The following is a 16,683-nucleotide window of genomic DNA, read 5'->3' as shown; positions in this document are numbered from 1 at the left end:
TGCAGATCGCAGCGTTTTTTCGGTTCCTGAGTGGTCACTCATAATGATAATTCCATTATTCCAACCGGTTGCAGTGAGGAGAAATGTTGGCATGTGTTTTGATTCACAAGCTCGGATACAGCGACGAACAAGGCAATCTCCAACCCGAACCAAAGGAGTGAGACATGGCCCTCTTCAGCTCTTTCAAGCAAGTGGTGGACAAACATTATGCGGCACAGGCCGCGGCGAACTGCAATACCTGCAGCGTCGGCACCTGGGTCGTCTGTCATGAGAATCATTTACTGGAGAAATCTGGAGGCTCTTCGATGAAGGCATTCTTCAAGCGCATCGCCGGCACCCGCCGCGAAACCGTGACCCCCGCCCCTTCCACCGTGGAACCGACCTGTCGCGACCGGCAGGAATGCAAGATCCTCTGCGTCTGCAAGGGGCAGGAATTTTCCCGCTCAATCGCCGACTACGCCGTGGACATGGCCAAGCGCACCCGCAGCTCGCTGGTCGCCCTGAACATCGACGAGTCCGGAAGGGACTTCGAAGGGTTCACCACCATGGCCCGGCAGAACATCGAATACTTCAACTGCAAGGCCGCCGACGCGGGCCTCTCCTTCTGCCACGAGATTCGGCAGGGTGACGAGAGCTCCGTGGTCAAGCACATGCACGAGAAGGACCCCAGCTTCCGGTACGTCATGGACGATTCCGCGTCCGTGAGCAGGGGCAGGAGCAGCATTCCGGTTTACACCCGAGCCACGTTGCGGGCGAAATAGCCCTTTCCGCAGCGCGGCACTCATACATCCCCTAAGGACTACACATGACCCCTGAGATCATAACGGTAATGGCCGTTCTCGTATTCGCCGTCCTCCTCTTCATCTTCGAATGGGTCCGGGTGGACGTTGTCGGCATCATCATGATGGTGCTGCTTCCCCTGCTGGGACTGGTCACGCCGAAACAGGCCATCAGCGGCCTGAGCAGCAACGCCGTGGTTTCCATCATCGCCGTGATCATCATCGGCGCCGGCCTGGACAAGACCGGCGTCATGAATTCCATGGCCCGAGTCATCCTGCGCTTCGCCGGAAAGAGCGAATCGCGCATCATGACCCTGATCGCCGGAACCGTGGCCATCATCTCCGGCTTCATGCAGAACATCGGGGCCGCGGCCCTGTTCCTGCCCGCGGCCAAGCGCATCGGCAACCAGACCGGCGTGCCCGTGGGCCGGCTGCTCATGCCCATGGGCTTCTGCGCCATCATCGGCGGCTGCCTGACCCTGGTCGGCTCCAGCCCGCTCATCCTGCTCAACGACCTGATGGTCGTGGGCGGCAAGAAATACGACGCCTTCGGCCTGTTCAGCGTGACCCCGGTCGGTCTGCTGCTGGTGGCCGCCGCGCTGGTCTACTTCATCCTGCTCGGGCGGTTCATCCTGCCCAACCGGTCCGAGGACGAAAGCTCCGGCCCCATGTCCTCCGTGCTGACCGGGACCTACAACAACATCGGCTCCCTGTTCGAGCTTTCGGTCCCCTCGGACTGGCTCAACACCGAGCAGCTCAAGTCCCTGGACCTCCGGCCCACGTACTTCTGCACCCTGGTGGCCATCGCCCGCGACGGCGGCAAGACCCACATCTTCGCCCCCCTGCCGGAGGAGACCATCCGCCCCGGCGACCAGATCGTGGTCGTGGCCCCGCAGGAGTTCGTCCAGCACCTGGCGGACGACATGGGCTGGGAGCTGAAGACCGAACTGTCCACCTTTGCCGAGGAGCTCTCGCCCAACAACGCGGGCATCATGGAGGGCATCGTCACCCCCAGGTCCGAGTTCATGGGCAAGACCATCGCCGAGCTGCGCATCCGCGAGCGGTTCCAGGTCTCTCCCCTGGCCATCTTCCGGGGCGACAAGATCTTCGTCAGCGGCCTGTCCGACTTCATCATCGAGTCCGGCGACGCCCTGCTCCTGCACGGCCGCTGGGAGATGTTCCACATGCTCAAGGGGCTGCCCGACCTGGTCTTCACCGAGAGCGTCAAGGGCGAGCTGCTGCGCACGGAAAAGGCCAAGGTCGCGCTCATGTGGCTGGCCGTCTCCCTGGTCATGATCCTCGGCTTCCACGTCCAGCTGTCCATCGCCCTGCTGACCGGCGCGCTGGGCATGATCCTGACCAAGGTCCTGACCATCGACGAGGCCTACCAGTCCGTGGACTGGATGACCGTGTTCCTGCTCGGCGGCCTGATCCCCCTGGGCATGGCCTTCGAAAACACCGGCGCGGCCAAGTACATCGCGGACACCATCATGGCCGCGCTCGGCACGCCCACGCCGCTGGTCCTGCTCACGGTCATCGGCATCCTGACCTCGTTCTTCACCCTGGTGGCCTCCAACGTGGGCGCCACGGTCCTCCTGGTCCCGCTGTCCATGAACATGGCGCTGAACGCGGGCGTGGACCCCAGGGTGGCGGCCCTTACCGTGGCCGTGGCCGCGTCCAACACCTTTGTCCTGCCCACCCATCAGGTCAACGCATTGATCATGCGCCCGGGCGGGTACAGGACCATCGACTACGTCCGAAGCGGGGCGGGCATGACCGTGCTCTATATGGTTGTGATGATCTCCGCTCTCATGCTATTCTACTAGCCGCGTTGAGGGTGCCGTCGATTGTCGACGGCACCCCTTTTACCTGAAAAGGAATCACCCCTAACCCGATCCCGTTACCGGACAGTCAGCGACGCAACGCCTCGGCTCGGACATCGCCCGCCCGCAGCCACTTGGGGCGTTTTCGCCGTGTTGAAGGAGAAACTGATGAAAACACCGCTGTCAAAAACCTTTGTCCAGACCTTCCTGGGAAACGCGCCAGGCTGGTACAAACTGGTCATCATGGGCTTTCTCGTTCTCAATCCCGTGCTCATGCTCACCGTCGGCCCCTTTGTGGCCGGGTGGGCGCTGATCGCGGAATTCATCTTCACCCTGGCCATGGCGCTCAAGTGCTACCCGCTGCCCGCCGGCGGCCTGCTGGCGCTGGAAGCCGTGATCATGGGCATGACCTCCCCGGAGACCGTGTACCATGAGGCGCTGAAGAACTTCGAAGTGATCCTGCTCCTGATCTTCATGGTCGCAGGCATCTACTTCATGAAGGATTTCCTGCAGTTCACCTTCACCCGCATCCTGGTGCGCGTCCGCTCCAAAAAGGTCATCTCCCTGCTCTTCTGCCTGGCGGGTGCGTTCCTCTCCGCCTTCCTGGACGCCCTGACCGTCACCGCCGTGATCATGGCCGTGGCCTACGGGTTCTACAACGTCTACCACCGCTTCGCCTCGGGCACGAACGCGAGCGACAGCCACGACCTGATCTCCGACGACAGCGTCAAGGAGGCCAACCGCGCGGAGCTGCTCCAGTTCCGGGGCTTTCTGCGCAACCTGATGATGCACGGCGCGGTCGGCACGGCGCTGGGCGGCGTGTGCACCCTGGTGGGCGAGCCGCAGAACCTGCTCGTGGGCGGCGAAATGGGCTGGCACTTCATCCCGTTCTTCCTGCACGCCATGCCCGTGACCATGCCCGTCCTGGTGGTCGGCCTGATCACCTGCCTGGCCGTGGAGCAGTTCCAGGTCTTCGGCTACGGCTACCAGCTTCCGGGCAACATCCGCTCCTTCCTGCTCGAAACCGCCATCCAGATGGAGGAGAAGCAGGGCGACAAGGGCAAGCTGAAGCTGATCATCCAGGCCCTCGTCGGCCTGTGGCTCATCGCCGCCCTGGCCTTCCATCTGGGAGCCGTCGGCCTCATCGGCCTGTCGGTCATCATCCTGCTGACCGCCTTCACCGGGATCACCGAGGAGCACCAGCTGGGCCACGCCTTCGAGGAGGCCCTGCCGTTCACCGCGCTGCTGGTGGTCTTCTTCTCCGTGGTCGCGGTCATCCACTCCCAGGAGCTGTTCGCCCCGATCATCAACTTCGTCCTGAGCCTGAAGGGGCAGAACCAGCTGATGGCCTACTATGCCGCCAACGGCCTGCTCTCCTCCATCTCGGACAACGTCTTCGTGGCCACGGTCTACATCTCCGAGACCAAGCTGCACTTCATTCACGTACTGGACACCATCCCGAACATCGGCATGACCGGCCAGGAGCTCATGGCCAAGATGACGGACGCCCACCTGGAGCGGGCCGACGTGCTCGCGACTCTCCCGCAGGCAACGGCAGTCCTCGTCAAGGAAACCATGGAGCACTTCGACAAGCTGGCCGTGGCCATCAACACCGGGACCAACATCCCCTCGGTGGCCACCCCCAACGGCCAGGCCGCGTTCCTGTTCCTGCTGACCAGCGCGCTCGCGCCGGTCATCCGGCTGTCCTACGGCAGGATGGTCCTGCTGGCGCTGCCCTACACCATCACCATGTCCCTGACCGGGCTGGCGGCGGTGTACATGTTCCTCTAGGAACCGCGCCTTCGTCCAACGCGCAAGGGCTCCCGGAACCTGGTTCCGGGAGCCCTTTACGTTCGCCCTCCGCCGACCCGTCGGGGCCGGAAGTCCCGGATGCGCTCGCGCAGCCGGGCGGTGCGCCGCTGCGGTCAGTCGAGCTTGCGGTCCGCGTACTCGAAGAACCGGTTCGGCTTGATGCTGAACTCGTGGTCGAAAAAGGCCGAGGAGATGAGGAACTCGGCGGACGAGCGGTTGCTGGCCGTGGGGATGTTGTAGAGCACGGCCAGGCGGAGCAGGGCCTTGACGTCCACGTCGTGGGGCTGCGGCTCCATGGGGTCCCAGAAGAAAAACAGGACGTCCACCTTGCCCTCGCTGATCATGGCCCCCAGCTGCTGATCGCCGCCCAGGGGGCCGGACATCAGCCGCCGGACCCGCTTGGGTTCGCCGCCCTCGGACGGTCCGGTCTCGGCCAGCAGGGACTCCACCAGCCTGCCCGTGGTGCCCGTGGCGATCAGGTTGTGGGCCAGGATGGCCTCCCTGTTGCACGCCACGAAGTCCAGCAGCTCTTCCTTGCAATTGTCGTGGGCCACCACCGCGATATTCTTGATCCTGTCCATTTCGGCTCCCGTCTTTCACTGGTCCGCGCCCTTGCGGCGCCTAGGACCGGGTAGCACGACCGCCCTCTTTTGTATATCCCGCCGGCACTTTCCCCTGACGGACAATTCAGTTGTTCATACAACCGTCTTGACGACACATTTCTCGGAAGCTACCATTCCCGTCGTCGATACCAATGATGCTCGTTACCAATGTTCACAACAACGACGGCCGGGGAGACCCGACGCCGCATACCCCGGGCGAGGCATCGTCTCCCCGGGAGGAATCGACTCAAAGGAGAGACTCATGGCTACCAAGGAAGAACGTCGCGCAAAGGTGATCGAGGTCCTGAACAAGGCCCGGTCCATGGAGCTGCAGGCCATTCACCAGTACATGAACCAGCACTACAATCTGGACGACATGGACTACGGCGAGCTGGCCGCCAAGATGAAACTCATCGCCATCGACGAGATGCGCCACGCCGAGGCTTTTGCCGAACGGGTCAAGGAACTGGGCGGCGAGCCCACCGACCAGCTGTCCAAGCCGGTGGTCAAGGGCCAGGAGATCGGCGTGATCTACGGCTATGACGCGGGCGAAGAGGACGACACCCTGGACATCTACAACCAGTTCCTGCTGACCTGCCGCGACAACGGCGACTCCATCAGCGTCAAGATCTTCGAGCAGATCATCGACGACGAGCAGGCGCACTTCAACTACTTCGACAACGTCAAGGAACACATCGCCTCCATGGGCGACGCCTACCTGTCGCGCATTGCGGGCACTCCCGCCTCCACCGGCCTGGCCCCCCAGGGGTTCGTCATCACCGGCCAGGGAGAATAGGCGAACCGCCGCACTCCGGCACAAACACAAAGGCCCGGCCAGTCTGACTGGCCGGGCCTTTTCTTGTTCTCGATCGAAAGCCTAGTCCACGATCACGGACTTGATGTTCACGAACTCGCGGATGCCGAAGGAGGAGAGCTCGCGACCGAAGCCGGAGTTCTTGATCCCGCCGAACGGCATGTTCGGGTCGCTGCGGACCAACCCGTTGACCACGGCCACGCCGGTCTCGATGCGCCGGGCCAGGGCCAGGCCCCGGTCCTTGTCGCCGGTCCAGACCGAGCCGCCCAGCCCGAACGGGGTGTCGTTGGCCATGCGGATCGCCTCGTCGTCGTCCTTGGCCCGGAAGACCAGTGCCGCCGGGCCGAACAGCTCCTCGCGGCAGACCTCGGCCTCGAAGGGCGCGTCGGCGATGATGGTCGGGGGGTAGAACGCGCCCGGTCCCTCGGGCAGCTCGCCGCCCCGGAGGATGCGCCCGCCCGCCGCCACGCAGCGGCCCACCTGGTCGTGCAGCTCGGCGCGCAGCGCGGTGGAGGCCATGGGGCCGACGATGGTGCCGTCCGCCGTGGGATCGCCCACCTTGAGCTCGCCCATCTCCCGGTCCAGGGCCGCCAGGAAATCGTCGTACACTTCGTCGCGGACGATGAACCGCTTGGCCGCGATGCAGGTCTGGCCCGCGTTCACGCAGCGCGAAGAGGCCCCGACCTTTGCGGCATGGGCGATGTCCGCGTCCTCCAGTACCACGAACGGGTCGCTGCCGCCCAGTTCCATGACGCTCTTCTTGAGGCGCGCGCCCGCGGCGGCGGCCACCTTGCGCCCGGCGCCCTCGCTGCCGGTCAGGCTGACGCCGATGACCGAGGGGTGGTCCAGGACCGACTCCACCTGGCGCGCCCCGATGAGCAGGGTGCGGAAAACGTCGTCCGGGAAGGCGCTCTCGCGGAAGGCGTCCTCGATGGCCAGAGCGCACTGGGGCACGTTGGAGGCGTGCTTGAGGACCATGGTGTTGCCCGCCATGAGGGTCGGCGCGGCCACGCGCAGGGCCTGCCAGAACGGAAAGTTCCACGGCATGACCGCCAGGACCACGCCCAGGGGCGCGAAGTCCACGTAGGCGCGCTCGCCGCAGCCGGACACCGGCTCGGACGCGAGCATGGCCTCGCCCTTTTCCGCGTAGAATTCACAGGCCGCAGCGCACTTGAGGACCTCGGCCCGGCCAAAGGCGAGGGGCTTGCCCATCTCCCCGGCCATGAGGCCCGCGAACTCGTCCGCGCGCGCCTTGAGCACCCCGGCCAGGCTGACCAGGCACTCCGCCCGGCGGGCAAAGGAGGTCTCCTTCCAGGACGCGTACGCCCCGGCCGCCGCGTCCACGGCCTCCAGGGTCTGCTCCGGGGTCCATTCGTCAAATATCTTCCACGCCTCGCCGGTGGCGGGGTTCACGCTCTTGAGGGTCATGATTCTCTCCAGGGGAAACGGTTGGGTGACGCTCCGACGGACGGAACGGCTTGAATATCGGCATCCTGCTGTAGATTGCGAAACGGGGTCCTTGCTGCATTATGTCCAGCGAGGCCACAATATGCACTCCGTCCGGCGGGCTTGTCCAGCCTGAATAGGGCCTTTCCCGGCCCGTATCCCCTTGACCCCGGCCGCCGGGGATTTATATTTTTCAGGCTTGTCCCGCGCCATGCCGCGACGCGCCCGCCGGGAACACGGAAAAGGCAATATCCACGGATGATTATATTCACCCTGCCGATATTTGCACACCGATGGACAGGATGGATTGAAAGGGGTATGGATGGTTTCGCCGATTGGGGCCTCATTGTTAATGAAGGACGGGTTCACCCGGTTTCAATGCTGACTTTCGACCTCCACTTTCACGCCAACATCCACCGCATGCCCGAGCGGAGCAAGGCCCTGCGCCTGCAAAAGCTCCGCTGGCACATGGAGCGTTCCGGCATCGACTACATCGCTTCCACCGAGCACGCCTACAAGCGGCCCCTGGAAGCGTACCAACGGCTTTCGGAAGCCGCCGATGGCCTCAAGACCGAAATTCTCCCCGGCGTGGAGGCCGTGTCCGCCGAGGGCATCGACGTCATCTACCTGTACCCGACCGAGGACGACCTGAAGCGCGGTCTCGAAGACCTCCAGACCTTCCGCTGGTCCGTGCTCGACCTGGGCCGCATCGCCGCCGACACCGGGGCGCTGACCATCGTCCCCCACCCCTTCCACATCGGCAAATCCTCGGCCGGAAACATCCTCTCCCGCCGGGCCTACAAGCAGCTCCTCCGGATGACCGACTACATCGAGATCCACAACGGCTCCGCGCTGAACGTGGAACGCCGCCTCTCCCGGAGCAGGGCCAAATTTTTCTTCAAGAAAGCCAGGGTCAAGCTGGACAAGACCCTCAACCTGCCCCTGAATGACAGAGGGGAAGGGTTGGGCTGGGCCGTGAGCAGCGACGCCCACTATCCGGGCGAGCAGTACCTCGTCGGGCGCACCGACCGCGAGATCGCGCCGGGCGACGACGTCTTCGACTTCCTGAAGCAGCGCATCCGCTTCGACTACCAGGAAGTCTCGACCCTGGCCGAAAACCCCCTGATGAGCAACACGCACCTGCTGCGGAGCTTCCAGGGCGTCATGAAGGAAGCATTGGTCAAGGAATACGTCAAGACCAAGGGCAGGGCCGGAACCCTGGCGACCCTGGGCCTGTACTACGGATTGTTCCAGGTATCCTAGCGGATGGGCGCATGGACTATTTCAACACCGACGAGCGGGACAAGCAACGATCCTTCTCCAAGGTGCGCGACACTGTTTTCTCCCCCCTCGTCTCCCTGCTGATCAAAGTCGGGGCGACGCCCAACCAGGTTTCCCTGGCCGGGGTTCTCTTTCTCATCCTGACCAGCCTGCTCCCCGCCTCCTGGCCGGTGGCAGCCACGGTGGGCATGGCCTTCTACGTGCTCTGCGACGGCATCGACGGCCCGCTGGCGCGGCGCGCGGGCAAGGTCCACGCGGGCGGCGCGCTCATCGACATCGTGGCCGACCAGGCGGGCGTGGTCTTCCTGTCCGCGGCGGCCATCTACCACTTCGGCGCGTGGGGACCGGCCATGGTCCTGTTCGCCAGCTCCTACATGATCTTCATCGGCCTGGCGCTGTACGCCAACGGCCTGGGCGTCAAGCTGCGCCGGTTCCTGCGCTGCAAGTACGTCTTCTTCCTGCTCTACCTCGGCTCCCTGTACCTGGCCCTGGACCTGGTCACCTGGTTCTGCGGCGCATTCGCGGCCTATTACGTGGCCGAGACCATCGAGGCCCTGCGCCGCATTCACCGGTTCCACACCCGGGAACACCGCGAGAGGACGACCGGCGGGACTCCCGCTCCCTGACCGTCTTTTTCGATTTCCGGTTGCACCTTCGCCCCTGTTCATGGATACTATGCATGTTCATCCCTCATCCGTGAAAGGAGATACCCATGATTGAAAGAACCGGAATCATCACCTTCAAGGGCGGTCCGCTGACCCTCATAGGCCCCGAAGTCAAAGTCGGCGAGGTCGCTCCCGACTTCACCGTCACCGCCAACGACCTCTCGCCCGTGACCATGGGCGACGTCATCGGCAAGGTCCTGATCATCGCGGCCGTGCCTTCCCTGGACACCCCTGTCTGCGACATGGAGACCCGCCGCTTCAACAACAAGGCCGCCGCCCTGGGCGACGACGTCAAGGTCCTGACCATCAGCATGGACCTGCCCTTTGCCCAGGCCCGCTGGTGCGGCGCTGCGGGCATCGAGGCCGTGCAGACCCTGTCCGACCACGCCCACGCCTCCTTCGGCGAGAACTGGGGCGTGCTCATCAAGGAGCTGCGCCTCCTGAGCCGCGCCGTGTTCGTGGTCGGCAAGAACGGCAAGGTCGAATACGTCCAGTACCTCAAGGAGATCACCGAGGAACCGGACTACGACGCCGCCCTGGCAGTGGCCAAGAAACTCGCCGGCTAGAACGGACGCAACAAAGACAAAAGGCCCGGAGGGATATCCCTCCGGGCCTTTGCGTTGCCCCCGGGCGGCTTCTCCTCGACATCATCCCCCATACCCCGTACCATCCGATCCCGAAACGCGTCCCCGAACCACACAACAGCGCCCATGAACGACGACCGCCAACACACCTTCGCCCGCACCACCGGCTTTTCGGGCCGGGGGCTGCACACGGGCCGCCGCTGCGCCGTGACCCTGCGCCCGGCCGAGCCGGGCACCGGGATCGTCTTCCGGCGCCTGGACAGGGACGGAGCGCTGGTCCCGGCCCACATCCGCCATGCCCAAAAGCTCATCCGCTGCTCCGGGCTGGAGAAGGACGGGGTGACCATCCGCACCTGCGAGCACCTCCTGGCCGCCCTCTATGCCTGCGGCATCGACAACGCCCTGGTGGAAATGGATGCGGAGGAAGTCCCGATCTTCGACGGCAGCGCGGCCCCGCTGATGATCGAGACGGCCAAGGGCGGACGGATCGCCCAGGATGCCCCGCGCAAGGTCATTCGGATCACCGAACCGCTGGAGAGCCGCGACGGGGACCGGTTCGTCAGGATCGATCCCGCCGACGAACTCTCCATCGAGCTTTCCCTGACCCTCCGCCGCTTCGGCACCATGGGCTGGTCCGGCCCCCTCGACCGCGAGACCTTCGGACGCGAGATCGCCCCGGCCAGGACCTTCTCGCCCCTGCGCCACGCCCTGCCCATGAAGCTCATCAGCCTGATCACCTTCCAGCCCATCGCCAGGGGGCTGCGCCTGGACAACGTGCTTCTCTTCGCCAGGGGGAGGGTCTGGAACCCAGGCGGGTTGCGCTTCCCGGACGAACTGCCCCGCCACCGCGTGCTGGACGTCATGGGCGACCTGCGCCTTGCCGGAGTCGACGTGATCGGAAAGATCACCGCCTTCCGCTCCAGCCACGCCCTGAACCAGGATTTGGTCAGGATGATCGCCCGGGCGTAATGCCGCGCGCAACTAGGGTCCGGCCTTGACACGCCGTTATTCGATATGCGATTCACTCCGGACCGACTTTTCAAATGGCTTCAAGGGGATACCCACAACCGGAATTCCGCCGCGCCTTGCCGTGAACCGTCCGCCCGAAGGGGCGGAGGCAGTTCGACGGGCCGACGGATAAAAGAGAGATCATGATCTTCAAAGAGACGCCCATAGCAGGACTGCTCGTCCTGGAGCCCAAGGTCTTCGGGGACGAGCGCGGCTTTTTCCTGGAATCCTTCCGCCAGGACCTGATCGAGGAACAGGGATTGGACCTTCCTTTTGTCCAGGCCAACACCTCGCGCTCCTCGCGTGGGGTCCTGCGCGGACTCCACTACCAGACGCGCAGGCCGCAGGGGAAACTCGTCCGTGTCTCCAGGGGCAGCGTCTACGACGTGGCCGTTGACCTGCGCGAGGACTCGCCCACCTACGGGCGCCATTTCGGGATAATCCTGGACGACAAGGACCACCGGCAGCTCTGGGTGCCGCCGGGATTCGCCCATGGATTCTGCGTGCTTTCGGAGATCGCCGATTTCCACTACCGGTGCACGGACTACTACGATCCCACCGGCGAGGGCGGTATCATCTGGAACGACCCCCGCCTGGGCATCGAGTGGCCCATCGCCGAGCCGGTCGTTTCCGGCAAGGACGCGCTGCTGCCGCCCTTCGGCGAACACGCGCCCATGCTAGGCTAAGCTTTCCGCCCGCGCGGAGGAAACAACGCCAGCCCGCCGTCCTCGGTCTCGTGGGACAGGTTGGGGTTGTAGAAGGGGTCTCGGCCCAGCGCCGCACCCCAGCGGTCGAGCATGAACCGCTTCTCCGCCCGAAACCCGCGCTTCTTGGCCTGGGTGTCCAGCCTGCCCCTGGTCACGGATTCATGGTGCACGAGCACCGCCTCCGGGGTCCACACGTTGGCAAGCCCCGCCTTCCCGGCGCGCAGGCAGAGATCCACGTCGTTGAAGGACACGGCCAGGCTCTCGTCGAACCCGTCCAGGGAATCGAACACTTCCTTGCGCATCACCAGGCAGGCTGCGGTATTCGCCGTGACGGTCTTACGGTGTCCCAAATAAATGTCCAGCCGGGAATCGGCGGGGTCGGCCCCCTTCCAGGGATGCCCGGCCAGCCCGATGCCCACGGCCACGCCCGCGTGCTGGATGCGCCCGTTGGGATACAGGAGCTTTGCGCCCACCGTGCCCACGGTGCCTTGCAGGGCCAGGGAGACCATGGCCGCCATCCACCCCGCTTCCACCACCTCGATGTCGTTGTTCAGGAAGGCCAGGACGGAGCCCTTGGCCTCGGCTGCGGCCAGGTTGTTGAGCCGCGAATAGTTGAACGGCATGTCCGCCCGCAGGACGCGGGCCGCGCCGTCGCGCTCCAGTCCGGAAAGATAGTCCAGGGTATCCGGCTCGCGGCTGCCGTTGTCCACGATCAGGATCTCGTAGTCCGCGTAGTCGGTCTTCGCGCGCAGGGAATCGATGCAGGTCTGCACCAGCTCCCGCCGGTCGCGGGTGGGGATGATGACCGAAACCTTGGGGGGCGGGGACGGCAGCGAGACGGGCTTGCGGCCCGAGAAGGAGGAAAGGGCCGCCCGCCGGACCGTTGTCCGGGGAACGTGGACCACCGCCCCGCTATCCGCGTCGCCGTCAAGGACCGCCCGGTGCAGCGCGGACGGAGACGCGCCCGCAAGCAGCGCCGCCCGAGCCGGCCCGGTGCGCACCAGACACCCCGCTCCGACGTAGTCCGCGTCCGCCTGGAGCACAGGGTCGAAATCGGGTTTGAACACGGGATAGACGGCTCCGTCGCCGTCCAGCCGTTCCTCGTCGCCGTAGACGCAAACCGCGCCGGGTGAACCTTCGGCGCCTTCCGCCAGGCGAGCCAACGCACCGGACAGCAGCTCGTCCCCGGCCTCAAGGGCGCAGACGAAATCACCGCCCAGGTCCTCGGCCAGCAGCATCAGTTCCTCCGGGGAATCGGGCAGCGAGCGCACCACCGGACAACGGCCCAGCCGGACCGCCGGATCGCCGTGCGCTTCCCCGCCGATGACCAGACACTGCACGGGGAGCAATTTCTGGCTCCCGACCGAAGCCAGGGTACGTTCCAACGCGGACTTATCGCCCCCTGCAATCAGCAGGGTCACGCCCCTGGTGCCGTCGGCATGCCCGGAGGCGAGACGATCGATCTCGGCCTCAAGGAACGGCTCCCGGCACCGCTGCCAGAGAGGGTAGTCCTCCAGGGGCAGGCTGCGCCGGACCATGCGTTGTTTGACCAGACCGTAGGTCTTCTCCAGCCATCCGCGCGGCTCGCGAAGCCCGGTCTCGGAAGCACCGAAACCGCGCTCCAGGGCACGCAGCTCGGCCATAGACCCTTCGCGGCGCAGGTAGTGGACCACCCGCCCGGCCATGAACAGGAACGCCATCGGCGTTGACGCGCGCACGGCGCGAAGGGTCACCTCGCCGACCGGGACACCGTCCTCGGCGGCGATCAGGCAGGGGGTGGTCGGAGCAAAGGGAAAATACGTGAAGTGGTCTATCTCGCCGTTGAGCCCCACGGGCAGGAAAAGCGAGTCCGTTCCCCGGCCGGTGCCGAAGCGCAGCTCCAGAAGGGCGGATTGGTCGTGCCGGTCGAGCCGCGCCAGGATGCGGTACCAGCCCGGCCCCCCTTCCGGCCCCGTGCGCTCCAGTCCCCAGGCGTATCGGCCCTGGCCCGCTTTCGGCGGCACCGGGCGGCGCGTGGCGTCCGGCAACGTCCAGACGATGGTCATGCCCTGCTCTCCAGCCATTGCCTGACGGTAGCGGGCTCGCACCACATCAGGACGTCGAGGATGGACAGCCCCGGCTCGAAATCCCACCCCCGGCAGGAATACACCAGGTCCGCGGGCTCGGTGATGGTCAGGCGGATGTTCTTCGCGCCAAAGGCTTCGGGATCGAACAATTCGCGGCCGCCCGGCGGGTTTACGTACTCCTCGGCGCCCATTGCCGCGCTGATCTCCAGCGCCCATTGGCCGGGGTGGGTGATCTCCGGGAGATCAAGGTCCATCTCCGAGAACAGGCTGCAATGAAAAGGGATGTCCAGCAGGGCGCAGACCTCGGTCAGCCCCCGGACGTTCAGTTCGGTGAGGGTGTCGTTTTCGCACCCCTCAAAGACCCGGCGCACCAGGTCGGCCACCGTCCCGTAATGGGGGGCGCGCCTGCGGTAGTGCTCCAGCTGGCCGAGGATGCGGCGCAACGTTTCGTCCGGGTCGCGGAGGCGGATGGCGCTGATAGGCGCGAACCGCTCGAACGAGGCCACCGGGGCGGTCACATACTGCCACCCCTTGTCCGGATGCAGGATGCGGTTGCGGTTCATCCACGACCTGGCCCGGTACTGGGCCGTGTCGAAGACGACCCATTGGTCCGTGCGTTGGATGAGCTCGAAATACCCCACGTAGGGAAAGAAATAGGGCTGCATGATGCCGAGCTTCATGCCTTCGCCTCCCGGTGCCCCCCTTCCAGGCGCGGACGGATGGCCGCCGCGTTCTCGACAAAGAAACGGATCAGGGCGCAAATGCCCTCCACGTCGGCGGCGGTGATCCCCTCGCCCAGGGGAAGCTGGAGCAGCCGCTCGGACAGCCGGTCGGTGACCGGAAGCGCGTCCAGGTATTGCGGGAAATCGTCTCTGTAGGGCGGGCAGCGGTGCGCGCCGGGGGTGAAGTAGCGGCGCGCCAAAACGCGCTCTCCCTCCAGCAGCAGAACGATGTCGTTACGCGAAAGCCCGGCCCCGTCGGCATCCACGTCCACGATGAGATACTGGTGGTTGTTGGCCTCACGCTCGTCAAAGGCGACCACGTCGAAGCCCGGCAGGCAGCAGAGCCGCTCGCGGTACAGTGCGTGCAACTCGGCATTGCGGCGGCAGTTGCGCGGCAGGTCCTCCAGGCTCAGCAGCCCCATGACCGCCTGGGCCTCGGACATCTTGGCGTTGATCCTGAGCGGAGCCGTGATGAAGGTCTCGGTGGAGTGGAAGTTGCGCACGGTCCGCAGGGCGTCGGCCAGCCCGTCGTCGTCGGTGGTGGCGAACCCGCCCTCGGCGCTGTTCAGCACCTTGGTGGCGTGCATGGAAAAGACCTCGACGTCGCCGAACCCGCCGATCATCCGCCCGTTCAGGGAGCAGCCCACGGCGTGGGCCGCGTCGAAAAACAGGCGCAGGCCGCGCTCGGAGGCCAGGGCCGACAGTTCGTCCACAGGGCACGGCCTGCCCCACAGATGCACCCCCAAAATAGCCGAGACGTCGTCGGTCATGGCCTCACGCACGGTGCGCGCTGAGATGTTGTGCGTGTCCGGGTCCACGTCGCAGAAGACAGGGTCCAGCCCGGCCCATGACAGGGCCTGGGCCGTGGCGATGAAGGTGAAGGCCGGAACCGCCACCGCCCCGGTGAGTTCAAGAGCCCGCGCCGCGACCATCAGGGCGAGGGTCCCGTTGGCCATGCACACGGCATGGCGCACGCCGAGATGGTCCGCCAGGCGCTCCTCCAGCTCCCTGACCTTGGGGCCGTGGTTGGTGAAGAACCTGCGGTCGAAGATGCCCTGCATGCCCGCCCGGAAGCGGTCCCACTCCGGGAAATTCAGCTGCCCCACATGCCGGGGCGAGTCAAAGAACGGTTCGCCGTCGAACCGGCCGAGATCGTCGATGCGTCGCTTCGCCCGTGCCGTCATGACGCCAACCTCCCTGCGATCTCTTCCTGATTGTCGTGCACGAAGGCCACCAGCCCGGCCAGCCGCCTGATGGTATCCTCGTCCACCAGTTCGCCCACGGGCATCTGTATGAATTTTACCGCCTCCTGCTCCGTCACTGGCAGAGACGGCACCGGTTGCCCTTCCGGCATGTGTGGAGAAAGGTGCAACGGCGGCGAATAGTACGGTCTCGCCAGGGCATTCTCTCTCCGCATCACGTCCACCACATCATCCCTCGACATTTTCCAATCAGGAAACAGCTCCAGCAGCACAAACTCGTAATTCCATTCCGAATCTTCCGCATACCGAAGGAAGGAACAATTCGGGACCGACCGGAAATGTCGCAAGTATTGCTCGTAGCGTATCCTGTTTCCCCGCATCACGTCCCCGACGCTCTCCAGCGACGCGAGCGCTAGCGCCGCATGCAGCTCATTGAGTTTCCCGTTGAACCCGCACTGGCTGACGGCATCCTGGCCGGCAAAACCGAAATTCCGGGCAAGACGCAATTTCTCGGCCAACTTGGCGTCGTTAGTGGTGACGTACCCGCCCTCGAAACCATTCACGATCTTGGTCGCATGGAGGCTGAACACTTCAGCGACGCCATGCCCGCCGACGCGTTTCCCGTCATGAACGCAACCGACGCCATGAACCGAGTCATAAAGGACTGGAATATCATATTCTCCAGCCACTTCTTTCAACCCGGCTACGTCGCAGAGGCTGTTGACCTGATGCACGGCGAGAACCACCGCCGTGTCCCGGGACGCCACTTCGGCAACGCTTGCCGGGTCGAGCGTATGCCGCATGGGGAGAATATCCGCAAACCGCGGCGTTAGCCCCGCCCAACGGGCCAAATGGGGAAGGCCCGGATACGTGAACGCGGGCATGATGACTTCGGTTCGCCCCTTCTCCGCCAGCAACCTCAACAAAGCCATGATGGCCAGCGAAGCGCTGCAGAAGGAGACGCATTCTGAGACCTGGTGCAGATCGGACAGGCGGGCTTCCAAATCCCGAACCAAGGGCCCGTTGTTCGTCAAACGACGCCCTTCGAATATCCGTTTGGCCTGTTGAAAGAAGATTTCCTCGGGTCCGATGGCAAGCTGTCCGATGGGACGGACGGATGCGAATTCCGCCTGACCGCCGAACAGCGCAAGATCATCAACGCGCTTCTTCAT

15 protein-coding genes are annotated in these 16,683 nt (G+C 64.8%); 9 read left to right on the top strand and 6 right to left on the bottom strand.

Going from position 1 to position 16,683, the window contains the following annotated elements; translation table 11 throughout:
* Positions 1-305: 305 nt before the first annotated feature.
* The 3 genes from AWY79_RS08015 (at position 306) to nhaB (ending at position 4,393) form a co-directional block, all read left to right on the top strand.
* Positions 306-761: a universal stress protein gene (locus AWY79_RS08015; RefSeq protein WP_066802301.1), complete on the top strand. Its 456-nt coding sequence runs from the start codon at positions 306-308 to the stop codon at positions 759-761.
* 44 nt (positions 762-805) lie between these two features.
* Positions 806-2,605 carry an SLC13 family permease gene (locus tag AWY79_RS08010; RefSeq protein WP_066802293.1) on the top strand — a complete coding sequence of 600 codons (1,800 nt, stop codon included), beginning with the start codon at positions 806-808 and terminating at the stop codon, positions 2,603-2,605.
* 165 nt (positions 2,606-2,770) lie between these two features.
* Complete coding sequence (nhaB, locus tag AWY79_RS08005; protein ID WP_066802291.1) at positions 2,771-4,393, top strand: sodium/proton antiporter NhaB; 1,623 nt, start codon at positions 2,771-2,773, stop codon at positions 4,391-4,393.
* A 134-nt stretch (positions 4,394-4,527) separates the two neighbouring features.
* Here nhaB and AWY79_RS08000 read toward each other — a convergent pair whose 3' ends face one another.
* The gene (locus tag AWY79_RS08000) at positions 4,528-4,995 is read right to left on the bottom strand and encodes a methylglyoxal synthase (RefSeq protein WP_066802289.1); all 468 of its coding nucleotides are present in this window, start codon (positions 4,993-4,995) and stop codon (positions 4,528-4,530) included.
* Positions 4,996-5,278: 283 nt separating this feature from the next.
* Here AWY79_RS08000 and AWY79_RS07995 point away from each other — a divergent pair, with 283 nt between their 5' ends.
* Positions 5,279-5,812 (top strand): ferritin-like domain-containing protein, encoded by a 534-nt coding sequence (locus AWY79_RS07995; protein ID WP_066802287.1) that lies wholly within the window; start codon positions 5,279-5,281, stop codon positions 5,810-5,812.
* A gap of 81 nt (positions 5,813-5,893) precedes the next feature.
* Here the strand turns inward: AWY79_RS07995 and AWY79_RS07990 are convergent, their stop codons facing one another.
* Positions 5,894-7,258, bottom strand: coding sequence for an NAD-dependent succinate-semialdehyde dehydrogenase (locus tag AWY79_RS07990; protein ID WP_078063702.1), 1,365 nt, complete (start codon positions 7,256-7,258; stop codon positions 5,894-5,896).
* Positions 7,259-7,654: 396 nt separating this feature from the next.
* Here AWY79_RS07990 and AWY79_RS07985 point away from each other — a divergent pair, with 396 nt between their 5' ends.
* The 5 genes from AWY79_RS07985 (at position 7,655) to rfbC (ending at position 11,500) form a co-directional block, all read left to right on the top strand.
* Entirely contained in the window at positions 7,655-8,539 is an 885-nt protein-coding gene (locus AWY79_RS07985; RefSeq protein WP_066802279.1) for a PHP domain-containing protein, read from the top strand.
* An 11-nt stretch (positions 8,540-8,550) separates the two neighbouring features.
* The gene (locus AWY79_RS07980) at positions 8,551-9,183 is read left to right on the top strand and encodes a CDP-alcohol phosphatidyltransferase family protein (protein WP_066802277.1); all 633 of its coding nucleotides are present in this window, start codon (positions 8,551-8,553) and stop codon (positions 9,181-9,183) included.
* Positions 9,184-9,269: 86 nt separating this feature from the next.
* Positions 9,270-9,788, top strand: coding sequence for a thiol peroxidase (gene tpx / locus AWY79_RS07975; protein WP_066802275.1), 519 nt, complete (start codon positions 9,270-9,272; stop codon positions 9,786-9,788).
* A gap of 144 nt (positions 9,789-9,932) precedes the next feature.
* Entirely contained in the window at positions 9,933-10,775 is an 843-nt protein-coding gene (gene lpxC / locus AWY79_RS07970) for a UDP-3-O-acyl-N-acetylglucosamine deacetylase (RefSeq protein ID WP_066802273.1), read from the top strand.
* A 182-nt stretch (positions 10,776-10,957) separates the two neighbouring features.
* Complete coding sequence (gene rfbC, locus AWY79_RS07965) at positions 10,958-11,500, top strand: dTDP-4-dehydrorhamnose 3,5-epimerase (protein ID WP_066802271.1); 543 nt, start codon at positions 10,958-10,960, stop codon at positions 11,498-11,500.
* Here the strand turns inward: rfbC and AWY79_RS07960 are convergent.
* Genes AWY79_RS07960 through AWY79_RS07945 form a run of 4 tightly spaced genes read right to left on the bottom strand, consistent with a single transcriptional unit; the run spans position 11,497 to position 16,683 of the window.
* Complete coding sequence (locus AWY79_RS07960) at positions 11,497-13,584, bottom strand: glycosyltransferase family 2 protein (protein ID WP_078063701.1); 2,088 nt, start codon at positions 13,582-13,584, stop codon at positions 11,497-11,499. The genes rfbC and AWY79_RS07960 overlap by 4 nt on opposite strands.
* Entirely contained in the window at positions 13,563-14,267 is a 705-nt protein-coding gene (locus tag AWY79_RS07955) for a WbqC family protein (RefSeq protein WP_066802267.1), read from the bottom strand. The genes AWY79_RS07960 and AWY79_RS07955 overlap by 22 nt, the downstream gene beginning before the upstream one ends.
* Positions 14,264-15,493, bottom strand: a complete 1,230-nt coding sequence (locus tag AWY79_RS07950) for an aminotransferase class I/II-fold pyridoxal phosphate-dependent enzyme (protein WP_066802265.1) — start codon at positions 15,491-15,493, stop codon at positions 14,264-14,266. Before AWY79_RS07950 ends, AWY79_RS07955 begins: the two co-directional genes overlap by 4 nt.
* On the bottom strand, positions 15,490-16,683 hold the full coding sequence (locus AWY79_RS07945; RefSeq protein ID WP_066802263.1) for a DegT/DnrJ/EryC1/StrS family aminotransferase: 1,194 nt from the start codon (positions 16,681-16,683) through the stop codon (positions 15,490-15,492). The genes AWY79_RS07950 and AWY79_RS07945 overlap by 4 nt, the downstream gene beginning before the upstream one ends.

The sequence above is a fragment of the Pseudodesulfovibrio indicus genome (genome assembly GCF_001563225.1).
Lineage (GTDB): Bacteria > Desulfobacterota > Desulfovibrionia > Desulfovibrionales > Desulfovibrionaceae > Pseudodesulfovibrio > Pseudodesulfovibrio indicus.
Note: the sequence above shows the minus strand (reverse complement) of the source record. Positions and strands in the feature narration are given on the sequence as shown.

What these genes read in the sequence shown, in the direction of transcription:
- AWY79_RS08015 (WP_066802301.1), top strand. Translation starts at nt 306, where the DNA reads ATGAAGGCATTCTTCAAGCGCATCGCCGGCACCCGCCGCGAAACCGTG.
- AWY79_RS08010 (WP_066802293.1), top strand. Translation starts at nt 806, where the DNA reads ATGACCCCTGAGATCATAACGGTAATGGCCGTTCTCGTATTCGCCGTC.
- nhaB (WP_066802291.1), top strand. Translation starts at nt 2,771, where the DNA reads ATGAAAACACCGCTGTCAAAAACCTTTGTCCAGACCTTCCTGGGAAAC.
- AWY79_RS08000 (WP_066802289.1), bottom strand. Translation starts at nt 4,995, where the DNA reads ATGGACAGGATCAAGAATATCGCGGTGGTGGCCCACGACAATTGCAAG.
- AWY79_RS07995 (WP_066802287.1), top strand. Translation starts at nt 5,279, where the DNA reads ATGGCTACCAAGGAAGAACGTCGCGCAAAGGTGATCGAGGTCCTGAAC.
- AWY79_RS07990 (WP_078063702.1), bottom strand. Translation starts at nt 7,258, where the DNA reads ATGACCCTCAAGAGCGTGAACCCCGCCACCGGCGAGGCGTGGAAGATA.
- AWY79_RS07985 (WP_066802279.1), top strand. Translation starts at nt 7,655, where the DNA reads ATGCTGACTTTCGACCTCCACTTTCACGCCAACATCCACCGCATGCCC.
- AWY79_RS07980 (WP_066802277.1), top strand. Translation starts at nt 8,551, where the DNA reads ATGGACTATTTCAACACCGACGAGCGGGACAAGCAACGATCCTTCTCC.
- tpx (WP_066802275.1), top strand. Translation starts at nt 9,270, where the DNA reads ATGATTGAAAGAACCGGAATCATCACCTTCAAGGGCGGTCCGCTGACC.
- lpxC (WP_066802273.1), top strand. Translation starts at nt 9,933, where the DNA reads ATGAACGACGACCGCCAACACACCTTCGCCCGCACCACCGGCTTTTCG.
- rfbC (WP_066802271.1), top strand. Translation starts at nt 10,958, where the DNA reads ATGATCTTCAAAGAGACGCCCATAGCAGGACTGCTCGTCCTGGAGCCC.
- AWY79_RS07960 (WP_078063701.1), bottom strand. Translation starts at nt 13,584, where the DNA reads ATGGCTGGAGAGCAGGGCATGACCATCGTCTGGACGTTGCCGGACGCC.
- AWY79_RS07955 (WP_066802267.1), bottom strand. Translation starts at nt 14,267, where the DNA reads ATGAAGCTCGGCATCATGCAGCCCTATTTCTTTCCCTACGTGGGGTAT.
- AWY79_RS07950 (WP_066802265.1), bottom strand. Translation starts at nt 15,493, where the DNA reads ATGACGGCACGGGCGAAGCGACGCATCGACGATCTCGGCCGGTTCGAC.
- AWY79_RS07945 (WP_066802263.1), bottom strand. Translation starts at nt 16,683, where the DNA reads ATGAAGAAGCGCGTTGATGATCTTGCGCTGTTCGGCGGTCAGGCGGAA.